We start from the raw sequence: 10,697 nt of genomic DNA, 5'->3' as shown, positions 1-10,697 counted from the left end.
GCAAAATCAACTCCCTTCATGTCCTCTGCTCCAAGGACTATCTGCTCTGCATAATACATATCCATTGCCTTATTGATGGCATCGTCAAGCGACTCTGCCTTTACTTTCTGTACTCGTGAAAGCACTTCTTTTATCTCAACATCAAATTCCTGTTCCATATAATATCGCCTCCTGTAAAAATCTCATCACCGGCTCTTTTCTTCCTTTACCTGTCTTTCCTTAAAGCCTTCATCGTACTTTCCATCTTCCAGCCTGTCGTAAAAACAGTCCTCTTCAATCGTTCCAAAATCCTCATACATCTGGTGAAGGAAGTCATTCTGCAGCTTCTTTGGTACATCATCATCCTTTGACATATCCTGATAAAAATAGAACTTCTGCTTGAGCTTTGCCCTGTAATCATAGATATCCTCTATCTTTTCCGGTGTGCCATACTCCCTCTTGTATGCCTTGAAATTTGTAGTTGAAAGTGTGGAACCTAGATAAATGCCATGCTCCCACGATACCCCGATTGTGGTATTGTCCTTTGTAGGCTTCTCATCCTTCGGATAACGCTTATACTCTGTCGCACCAAGGGCGATTGTAAGGGAACCTGACTTCATATCCATCACCACAAGATTCCTTGGTGATAATGCTTCAAGCACCATGTAATCATGGTCATTGAAATTATGAAATGTCTGTCCCCTTTCAAATGAGCGGTTCTCCATTTCATAATGCAGGTTAAAATCATCTACCCAGCCCTTATCGGTCATTCCAATCTCCTTAAGCTTTGCAACACATTCATAAGAACTGGCTTCTTTATCAAACCGAAATTCTTTGGAATCGTTATAAAATCCCTGAAGAAAGTGTCCCAGCTGAATATCATCCAGACAGAATCTCGCAGATACAGTTACATTTGCTGCCCTGTAATACTCTGTGAAGTTATCTGCCTCACCAAGTGTCCTTCCAAGCTGCAACAAATTTTCTGCAAGCTCTGACATGTCATCAACTGCTATAAAACTCTTATAATCATCCAGAGTCATCAGCATATTTGTCTCTGTTCCCCTGTCGTTTTCTGTTACCAGTATCATATCTTTTAAATCCATTCTTACCTCCAGTCTCAGAGAGGGACTATGCCCTCTCTGCAAATTTCCTGTTATGGTCTTCCTATCACAACAATCTTTCCTGTGCTTGCCACATCCCTGTAGACCACACCAAGACTTTCATTAAGTGCCTCTACCACTTTGCCATTTCCGACATATACTGCCACATGGCTGATGTTCTTATATCTTCCATTGCTTGTAAAACTATAAAAGATTAGGTCTCCCGGCTGTAACTCATCAAAGGAGACTGTCTTTCCGGCTTCATCCAGTCCCTGTGCCTCCGCTGCCGCTGTAGTTGCACCGCCGTAACTAATATCCACACCTGCATCCTTCCACGAATAATAGGCTAAGGAACTACAGTCATAATAGTTACCGCTGTCTCTTAAATCCTGACTATAAGGAAAGCCAACTCTGTGAAGTGCATAGGAGCAGACTGTTTTCTGCCTGCTGTCTGTAATTTCGTTTAGGATGGCATTGATTTCATCCTCAGTCATGGAGCTTACTCCCGGACTTCCGCCTCCGCCGCCACTTCCGCTTCCAGCATATCCAAGCTGTCCCATAAACTCCGGACTCATGATCTGCTCAAGCATTTCCACCTGATCAGAGTTAAACCCATAGACTGAAATCATATCCCTGTACGATTTCAGTGTGACATTCACATATAGAACCGATTTTGTGACAGTTGTTACATTGCCATCTGCATCTGTTTCTTCCACGTCCTTTGTTCCGGTGCTTGTGGTGTATGAACACATATCATTTACAACTGCCTGCAGCCAGCCTTTTGAAGTGTCATTCATGACTGTTGCAGTATCTCCGACACCATGCTTGACCATATAGACTGCCATGATGTCATAGTAATTGCTTGGATTTTCTTCCATACCTTCATAATCCACATAGACAAGCTCTCCAAGGTCATATCCGGTGTGCTCATTCACTTTCGTGTTCACATCCCAGTTAAACTCCTGCACATAGGCACTCGTTACTGTCTGCACGGTATCTCCTGATTCAAGTGGTGGCAGGAATAAAGCAAATGGAGAATTGTAAAGGATTGCTATCACCGCTATAACCGGAACCGCAATCATGGCAACTACAAGAACAAGTAACAACAGCACCAGTCCGATAATCGGTACAGCTGCCTTTACCCAGGTAATCGCTTTTCGCACAATCAGATCCTTTACCAGTTTTGCCACGCTGTCTGTCTGATTCTCCTGTGCTTTCATCTTATCCAGAAAGAATTTTATCTTCCTGCTCCGGTTGGTCATCTTTTCATCCTTGACCTCTATGGACACACCTGCAGCATATCCGGCTGCCATGCCGATTGCAGTACCAACTCCCGGTGCAACCGCTGTTCCTGCCGCTGTAGCAGCTGCCTTTGTCGCAGTTTTTGTTGCAACCTTGGCAGTAGTCTTTGCTGTTTCTTTTGCCGTCTCTTTAGCTACCGTCTTGGCTGTATCTTTGGCAGCTTTCTTTGCTGTCTTTTTTGCCAGCTTCTTTCCTGCCTCTACCTTCTTGATACGCTTCTTTGCCTCGGCTGCCGCCTTTTTCCTGAAAAGTGCTGCCCCCTTGGAAGCAGTTCCGGTAACAGGTTGGCTTGCTTCATATGCAAGATATGCTGCCTGCGATACCTCATGCCCGCCTTCCACCTGCTCCGTTACTGCCCCGGCTGCAAGTACACCTGTTCTTCCTGCAATGTGAAGATTGGTGTTCTTAGTCTTGATGGAAGTGTTTGATTCTCTATAGTTTCGCTTAAATCTTGATAATCCCTTATTCTTCGACTCTGACTGATGAATGGTACTCTTGCGATAGGACTTCTTTTTATCATCAGATACCTTTGCACCGATAGTCTTAGGACCTTTCTCTACTGTATAGATGTTGCTGCCTTTAATCTTGGCTCCCTTTGGTTCGTGGGCATGAATCTTGGCTTTCTCCTTGGTGTGAATGACCATTGGCTTGTCATCCACCTTTTTAATTTTCATTTTCCTCACCTCCTATCGTGAAATAAAATAAGCCGCTAAGGAGCTTAATTACTCCTTAACGGCTATGTAAAATCATCCAATATTCAATTTTAAAAGCTCCGTAGAACTGGAATTTTCTGTTCCCTACAAATTGGAATTTGTCTATCGGCTCCAAGCCATAACCAACTCTTTTTCGTTGGTATTATCATCCGTGTTTTCTGATTGAACTACAAATTGTTCTCTCTGATAAAATTGAATTGCACGGATATTCTTATTATAAACGCTCAAATACATATTGGATTTAATGCCTTTTGCATAATTCAATAGTTGTTTCCCAATGCCTTTCGACTGCATATCTTCTTTTACGAATAATCCCGCAATATAATTATCTGTCAATCCAATAAAGCCTTCTATTTCTTTTGTGCCATTGTTTTCATACACATATATTTCTGCTTGTGGAAGAATCTTTTTTACCATATCATAATTATCCATCCAATAGTGCTTTGATATGAAACTATGTGCTTTAATGTTTATATCAAGCCATATCTGCATAACAGCAGATAAATCATTTTCCTTGACTGCTCTTATCATAATATAACCTCTACAAATTTGAATTTACAGTTATCTATACTCATTTGGAATTTCGATATGAAATGTCTCACACAATAGCTTCACATCATGTACATCATTTTCATCAAATTCATATCCCAAATGGAACATTACTTGACTATATGGTTCAATACAAGAAACCTCTATCTCCTCAATTTTTCCTTTACCAGAAAAAGTTTCTACCGGAAAGTTATCCCCCTCATAAAGAATTTCACCTTCGCCCGTATATTCAAAACAATGCAAATCAACAATCCTGTTTTTCGCATCTTTCCATACAGTATGGTTCAATGTTGTATATTCCATCTTAATCTCATAAAAGTCATTATCTTTCATTATCTCTATAAAGTTCTGATAATCTTTCTTTTCTACAAAAATATCAATATCGTTATGGACTCTTGACTGATGTCCAAGCAACGCATCTACCCCCCAGCCACCATCAAGAAAGACTTTAATCTCGGCATCTATCGCGAGTTGAAGAATCTGTTTTACATCTGTAATATTGACCATCTTATCCTCCATTCATTACAAATTTCTTAATCCACTATAATCTAACTCGTATATTTTATCACATACCTCATCAATATACTTTCTATCGTGAGAAATACTGATAATAGCTCCCGGGAACTCTCTAAGCATTTTTCTGATTACAGGTCCCGATAAGGGCGAAAAGTTTCTTGTTGGTTCATCTAAAATAAGTACATTTGCTCCGCTCAAACTCATACTTAAAAGAAGCACCTTGGCCTTTTGCCCTCCGGACAGTTCCCTTATAGGATGTTCCATTTCATCCGCAGTATATTTAAGGGAACCAAGATATGTTCTAATTCTTGTTCTTTCTTCCTTGTCTCCGGATTTATCAAGAAAATCAACAGGAGTCATATCCAAATCAAGTATCTCTTCATAGTTTTGCGGCATATACTCTGCCTTAATATCATCTCGCTGCGAAAGTTCTTCCGCTATTTTTCTTAAAAGAGTCGTTTTTCCCACTCCATTAGCGCCAATAATACATATTTTCTCCGAGCCTCTTATTTTCAAGTTAATGTCTTCAGCCAAAACCCTTTCCTCATCCTTAGTCGTAAGTTTTGCAAGAGTATACTCTATAACTGTTTTTCCTGCCGGAATAGATGAATCTTTGTCTCCCAGTTTAAAGAAAATAGCCTCCTCCTGTTCCGGCATCTCCGTCATGTTTTCATCTTCCTTTTCAAATCTTCGTTCCATAGACTTAACTGCGTGCATTTTATCTTTTAAGTTTTTGGCTTCGGCTGGTGACTGTCTGGAACAGTTCCCTAATGCGTTCTGAACACTTTGCATGATTTTTCTGTATTTTTCATCACGAATCTTTTTTTCTTTTCGATCATTTAATGCTTGTCTTTCCTGGCTCTCAAATTTATGAAATCTTTCTTCTAAATATTTTCTGTAAGGAATTTTTGCGACTGTATATCTGGTCTTTGTTTTTCGCACAATCTGTTCAATATGAATTACCATATTCGCTGTATTTTCTATCAAAGTTTCATCATGAGAAATGAAAAGTACTATGTGCTCCCAGTCATTTATTATTTTTTCAAGGATTTCCAGCGTATTGATATCTATATCATTTGAAGGTTCATCCAACAAAAGCACAGTCACATCCTGAATAATAAGTCTCATTAGGTGTGCCTTAACTTTTTCTCCACCCGAAAGACTTCCCATTTTCTGGTCACTATAGAAAAATTCACTTGTCATTCCGAATTTTCCGGTAATTTCAGATAACTCTTTCGGTGTTCTATTCCAAAACATTTCTTCTGCAGAAAAGAACTCATAAATAGTTTTTTCTTTATCTTCTTCAGATATTTCCTGTGGAAGATAACCGAGTATTTCTTTTCCGACCAACCTTTCTCCTTCAGCTTCTATATAATTATCAATAAGTAATGGATTGTAAATCCACTTCATCAATGTTGATTTTCCATTTCCTTCTTCACCAATGATTACCGCCTTATCACCTTTATTTAGTACAAGGTTAAATTCACTAAGTATGACTCTTAAATCCTTTTTATGTGTTAAATTTAAATTTTTTATCTGTAACATATTGGTTCCTCCTTTCGCCTGTGTGCAAAAGTAAAAAACGAGCCTTTTTTGCATACACAAAAAGACCCGCCAAATAAACCTTTATATATTCTCACAAATGAAAACAAAGGAAAATCTCTTGCGATAATCTAATTCAAGCGTACACAAAAACAAGCCTGTGTACCACAGGGCTTAAATCATATATGTCTTGCTCAAACCAAATTATCTGTTATACATCTCCTCACCTTTCACTTCATGTGCCTTTCTTTTTTCTGTTAATCATACTAACACATTGTTACGTAATTGTATATAGTTTTTATTATCCACCTCTGCAAGCCTATCTGCAGTATAAGAAATCATTGTCTAATATAATTCATTTATCTCACCGCCAAATTCAAATTTTCCATCCCTTAATGATTACTAGTATTCCTTAGAAATCGTTGCCACATCATACATTTCCATAAATGTATCCAAATCAGCTGTGTCACGAATCAGCATAATCTCGTCAAAGTGTCCGGTATATATATCCTTAAACCCAGCCACCTGTTCTCCAGTACAAATGCTACATTTAAGAACTGCCTTTTTGTTCGTCTTGTCATATTTGGGTCTTTGTGGTTTCTTCTTAAACATAGGTAATACCTTATTCATAATCATCAAGGCCGGACTTACATCCGACCTCTTGATTATACTATAGAATCATATAAATTTCATCTGTTATCCTTACGACATTGCCTCTTTTTTCTTCTGCTCCGCAATCTTCTCGTGGATATTTGTGTTATACAGTCTGTAAAGATCTGTATCTTTACTAATCTGATTGTCAAACGGAATCACCACAGAACCACACTTAATAAGTCCCATTCCGGATGCTGTATTGGTTACGAAACGAAGCTGTGCCTCTGATACCCCGATAACCTCCGCCATCTTTGAACTATCTGTATTTGCCTGCTTCAAGAGTGCCACAAACTCAGAGTTTGCAAGCATTGTGGTTGCTGTGTAATTCTGCAACAGATCGACAACATTCTGCGTGATACCGGTACAAAGACCTCCCTGCTTTCTTACCTTCTTCCAGAGCTGCTGCAAGTATTTTGCAGAATACTCGGAATTAAGCAGAACATGGAACTCATCAATATAGAGCCATGTTGCCTTGCCTCTCTTGCCATTCTCAACAATCCTGTTCTGAATGGATTCCATCATAACAAGCATTGTGATAGGACTAAGTTCTGTACCCAAGTCCCTGATGCCATATACTGTAAATCTGTTATCCACATCCACATTTGTCTGGTGATTGAAGATGTTAAGCGAACCATTTACGAAAAGCTCTAGTGACAGTGCAATGTCCTTTGCTTCCTCCTCCGGCTGCGCCATAAGGATATCGTAAAAATCACTCATCACCGGGATATACTTCTCTTTGCTTCTTGCAATGTCGATATACAGCTTTCTCACGCAGCGGTCAATGATTGACTTCTGTCTTGAATTTAAGCTGTCTCCGATACACTGCTCACAAAGACCAAGCATAAACTCGCCTTTTTCTCTTACCATTCCCTTGGAATCATTCGGATCAAGGCTCCATACATCCATCTCCAGCGGATTCACATAGTTATCCGTGTAAGTGGACATATTTACCACTGTTCCACCATAAGTCTCAGCAATATCAAAGTATTCGTTCATTGGATCTATGACGATTATCTCATCATCTCCCGACAAGAATACGCTGCCCATTTCCATCTTACAGAAGAAGGATTTACCGGAACCCGGCACTCCGAAAACGAAGCCATTTCCGTTTATCAGCTTCTTTCTGTTACCGATATTCACATTCTTGCTGATCTGATTGATACCATAATAGTTCCCTGTGCTGTCATTTAATTCCTGCACATTGAATGGCATAAGCACCGCAAGTGACTGGGTAAGAAGGGTACGCATTGTCTCCACCTGTCTTACACCAATCGGAAGCGCTGTGTTGAGTGCCTCCCTCTGCTTTAAGTAGTGTGTATCAATCGTACAGCTGTTACGCTTTCCGATAGTCTCCACTGTCTCACAGACGCTATCAAGCTCTTTTTTGCTCTCTGCCATAAGAATAATAGTAACTCCCACGAAGAAAAGGCACTGGTCATTCTCACGGACATCATCCATGATTTCCTCAATCTCCTTTTTCTCCGTTCTCTTGGCATATGAAATTTCCGTAGAAAAGTCGTTATTCTTATTACGGACTCTCTGCTGCTTAATGATATCCGACTCAATACCAAGGTATTTCTTCTGAAGCACCTTTGTAGTCAAATCCTTAGGAACAGGCACCACATCAATGCTCGTGATGGAATGAACCGGAAGGGAAGTAATCTCATTGATGAATCTGTCTGACAAACTGCTCGGATACTTTTTGATAAAAAGTGCCTTGCAGAATTTACTCTCATCCTCAAAATGGTCCGGGAAATATTTCACCATCCCATTGCACAGATCATTTCTAAAATCTGCTCCGACCTTCTTTGCCTTTTTGATATCAAAATCAAAGCTGCCCTCATCTCCAAGATGATAATAATCATAGAGCACTTTCAGTCTCTCATTGCCATTAAGCGGAACAATCTCTGCCCCAAGCTCAATGAAAGCCTTGTGTATCGTTGCCTCAAGGGTAGCAAACTGTGCCTTTGCCTCCTCGAAGTTCTTTCTCTCAATCGTGATTGTCAGGTATCTCTCCTGCTCAATCCCCTGTCTGCCCTCAATAATCTTCTCCTCAATGATGTCATTGTAGATTCTTCTATAATTATTGAAGCCATCGTTTTTCTCAGCAATCAGAACCTTGTCACGGAGTTCATCCATGTTTTTGTTCTTATTGTTGATCGTAATCTTATAATTACAGTCCAGCGAATTTAGGAACTTGCAATACCTCTCGAAAATACCGATCTGCTCATCCTCCGTTGCTGTCGTGTAATTGATGTCCTGAAAGCGGTAGCATTTGGAATACTTATTTTTGCTCACTTCAAAAATGCCGTTTTCAGCCACCGCCATAATCTCTATGGTTTCCTGAATGGATTTAGGTGTCTTATACAAAGGCTCACTCGCCTTCTTTAATAACTTAAATCCGTCTGTAAATAAACCCATGTCTCTAACCTCGCTTTCTTATAATGAAAGCCCGCCGGGAACTTCACCCTGCGGGCTGTGTTCCCGACCTTGCGGTCAGATACTATTCGTTTCTAATGCATTGCCTTATATGCTGCAATGCCTGCTGCTGCCGCCACAATGACTGCGACAAGTCCAAGCAGCATGTTTCTCGTCTTTTTCTTCATTGCTTCAAACTCCTCCTGCTTCTTTACAGCCGAATCAGCTGTTACAGTCTCCGGTTCAGCCTTTCTGCCTTTCTTCTTTACCTGTTCATTCTGTTCTGCTTCTAACTGCTTTATTGCAGGCTCTCCCTCTGTTGATACATAGGTAAGTGTCCTGTTCCCAAACATAAAATGCAGTTTCTTTCCCATATACTCGTAGAAATTCATCCCATTAAAGGAATAGAAACCACCAAGTGCAATCGGTGCCACACAGGGAATTGCCACATAAGCAGAACCCGTAAGACCGATATACTTGTAAAGAAGAAGGACGATACCGCCACCAACCACTACGCTTGCAATGGAAAATATAAGCTGCCTTGCAGTAAGTCCCATCGCAACCGATTCCTGATAGCGGTCAATATCCTTGTTTACTTCGATTACCATTGTCCCTGCCTCCTATCTTGATAAATCCTTTGTCTCCGGCTTTCTTGTCATTCCAATATTCGCCTCATACTTATCCATTCCATCCGGACACAGTTCTCTAAGCTTATCTACATTGAACAGATAAAGCGGATATTCGCAGAAACCACTCCTTTGCGTGAATCCTGTAAACTCTCCAATGTCATTGTCTGTAATAAACTTTTCAATATCCGGCATGTCATTCACATTCAGATATCCGCAGTAATTTGGTGCTGCAACCGACAAATTCACAGTCACATCCCCAAAAGGCTCCTCATATCCATCTTCATTACACATAAGACCGATAAACATTGCCCTGTTATTCATATACTGCTGGATATCAAATGTCACCTGCGTTTCTCCGGTTATGCTTGAATTATAAGTAACCTGTTTCTTTTCATTATCCATTTCTGCCTCCTTCTATAATCCAAATGCCTTGCTTGTAAGTGTCTGTGCTCCCTTCACACTTCCAACAGTCATTGCTATCGTAAATGTCATTTCACACAGATAGATAAGTGTCTGTGCCCAGTCAGCGTAACTTCCTGTAAATGCCGGAAGTCCTGCATTGATAAATGCATTACATACCACAATTGCAAGTGCCATCGTTACTGCCTCGAATACACACGAAAGAAAATATTTGCAGTAGGTAGCCATTGTATGACTGACCATTCTGTTTCCTGCCATTGTGGAGCATGCAATCGCACCAAGCGGCACAATAATCAGTATCTTTAAGAACCTGAAATACACTGTGTAAATGATAAAGAATCCACAGATAATAATGATGATTGCAAGCAAAGCTGTAAGTATCAGCATTACCAGACTCTCACCAAATCCGAGTCCCTTAATGATGTCTGCCTGTGTACTGTCAATGGCAAGCTGCGTCGTTGTCCCGGCAGATATAAGTCCCACCAGATTTCCTATGGAAGTAAAAAACGCTTTCATAATCGTGACATTATTTGCAACAAACCATTCTGCAAGTCCCAGTCGGATAAGCATACGAAATATAGACTCAAACCTCATCTCATCTTTTACATCTATGCTTTCCGAGCAGAAACCGATAACAAAGAACAGCACAACGAGGGAAGAGCCGACCGCTACAAAGACCGGCTCAATACCCTCAATAACTGCCCAAGGACCTCCGCCCTTGAAACTGACCGGTGACTGTCCAAGCATTGCAAAGACCAGGGATATCTGATTGTTCCAAAACCCAAACACCGCCTCAAGAAGTGCAAGGATCTTGTCTCCAAGCTTAAAAATATCCATACTTGTTATTCACCTCTTTCCTTTTACTAAAAGGGGAA

11 protein-coding genes are annotated in these 10,697 nt (G+C 40.4%); all 11 read right to left on the bottom strand.

The genetic code is table 11. The features are described 5' to 3' along the window. The coding region (locus tag DXA60_RS17915) for a DpnD/PcfM family protein (RefSeq protein ID WP_117922627.1) at positions 1-158 on the bottom strand (158 nt) is incomplete at its 3' end. Positions 159-185: 27 nt separating this feature from the next. After that, complete coding sequence (locus DXA60_RS17910) at positions 186-1,082, bottom strand: hypothetical protein (protein WP_117922626.1); 897 nt, start codon at positions 1,080-1,082, stop codon at positions 186-188. Positions 1,083-1,132: 50 nt separating this feature from the next. Further along, on the bottom strand, positions 1,133-3,025 hold the full coding sequence (locus tag DXA60_RS17905) for a C40 family peptidase (RefSeq protein ID WP_117922628.1): 1,893 nt from the start codon (positions 3,023-3,025) through the stop codon (positions 1,133-1,135). 171 nt (positions 3,026-3,196) lie between these two features. Next, the gene (locus tag DXA60_RS17900) at positions 3,197-3,625 is read right to left on the bottom strand and encodes a GNAT family N-acetyltransferase (RefSeq protein ID WP_117922625.1); all 429 of its coding nucleotides are present in this window, start codon (positions 3,623-3,625) and stop codon (positions 3,197-3,199) included. A gap of 30 nt (positions 3,626-3,655) precedes the next feature. After that, entirely contained in the window at positions 3,656-4,150 is a 495-nt protein-coding gene (gene lnu(C) / locus DXA60_RS17895; protein ID WP_117922624.1) for a lincosamide nucleotidyltransferase Lnu(C), read from the bottom strand. A gap of 15 nt (positions 4,151-4,165) precedes the next feature. Then, entirely contained in the window at positions 4,166-5,704 is a 1,539-nt protein-coding gene (locus tag DXA60_RS17890; RefSeq protein WP_117922623.1) for an ATP-binding cassette domain-containing protein, read from the bottom strand. A gap of 399 nt (positions 5,705-6,103) precedes the next feature. After that, the gene (locus DXA60_RS19835) at positions 6,104-6,313 is read right to left on the bottom strand and encodes an aspartate dehydrogenase (RefSeq protein ID WP_243006952.1); all 210 of its coding nucleotides are present in this window, start codon (positions 6,311-6,313) and stop codon (positions 6,104-6,106) included. A 90-nt stretch (positions 6,314-6,403) separates the two neighbouring features. Next, positions 6,404-8,776, bottom strand: coding sequence for a VirB4-like conjugal transfer ATPase, CD1110 family (locus DXA60_RS17880; protein ID WP_117922622.1), 2,373 nt, complete (start codon positions 8,774-8,776; stop codon positions 6,404-6,406). Between the two features lie 92 nt (positions 8,777-8,868). Then, on the bottom strand, positions 8,869-9,381 hold the full coding sequence (locus tag DXA60_RS17875) for a PrgI family protein (RefSeq protein WP_055062573.1): 513 nt from the start codon (positions 9,379-9,381) through the stop codon (positions 8,869-8,871). Positions 9,382-9,393: 12 nt separating this feature from the next. Then, positions 9,394-9,804 carry a DUF4313 domain-containing protein gene (locus DXA60_RS17870; protein WP_004611541.1) on the bottom strand — a complete coding sequence of 137 codons (411 nt, stop codon included), beginning with the start codon at positions 9,802-9,804 and terminating at the stop codon, positions 9,394-9,396. Between the two features lie 12 nt (positions 9,805-9,816). Further along, positions 9,817-10,659, bottom strand: coding sequence for a hypothetical protein (locus tag DXA60_RS17865; RefSeq protein WP_004611540.1), 843 nt, complete (start codon positions 10,657-10,659; stop codon positions 9,817-9,819). Positions 10,660-10,697: the final 38 nt, after the last annotated feature.

The sequence above is a fragment of the Roseburia sp. OF03-24 genome (genome assembly GCF_003463035.1).
In the GTDB taxonomy this organism is placed as follows: domain Bacteria; phylum Bacillota; class Clostridia; order Lachnospirales; family Lachnospiraceae; genus Roseburia; species Roseburia rectibacter.
The sequence above is the reverse complement of the archived record's forward strand: the minus strand, read 5'-3'. Positions and strand labels throughout refer to the sequence as shown.

Coding starts and splice junctions, on each gene's coding strand:
- DXA60_RS17865 (WP_004611540.1), bottom strand. CDS start 10,659: ATGGATATTTTTAAGCTTGGAGACAAGATCCTTGCACTTCTTGAGGCG.
- DXA60_RS17905 (WP_117922628.1), bottom strand. CDS start 3,025: ATGGTCATTCACACCAAGGAGAAAGCCAAGATTCATGCCCACGAACCA.
- DXA60_RS17870 (WP_004611541.1), bottom strand. CDS start 9,804: ATGGATAATGAAAAGAAACAGGTTACTTATAATTCAAGCATAACCGGA.
- DXA60_RS17875 (WP_055062573.1), bottom strand. CDS start 9,381: ATGGTAATCGAAGTAAACAAGGATATTGACCGCTATCAGGAATCGGTT.
- DXA60_RS19835 (WP_243006952.1), bottom strand. CDS start 6,313: ATGTTTAAGAAGAAACCACAAAGACCCAAATATGACAAGACGAACAAA.
- DXA60_RS17880 (WP_117922622.1), bottom strand. CDS start 8,776: ATGGGTTTATTTACAGACGGATTTAAGTTATTAAAGAAGGCGAGTGAG.
- DXA60_RS17900 (WP_117922625.1), bottom strand. CDS start 3,625: ATGATAAGAGCAGTCAAGGAAAATGATTTATCTGCTGTTATGCAGATA.
- DXA60_RS17910 (WP_117922626.1), bottom strand. CDS start 1,082: ATGGATTTAAAAGATATGATACTGGTAACAGAAAACGACAGGGGAACA.
- DXA60_RS17890 (WP_117922623.1), bottom strand. CDS start 5,704: ATGTTACAGATAAAAAATTTAAATTTAACACATAAAAAGGATTTAAGA.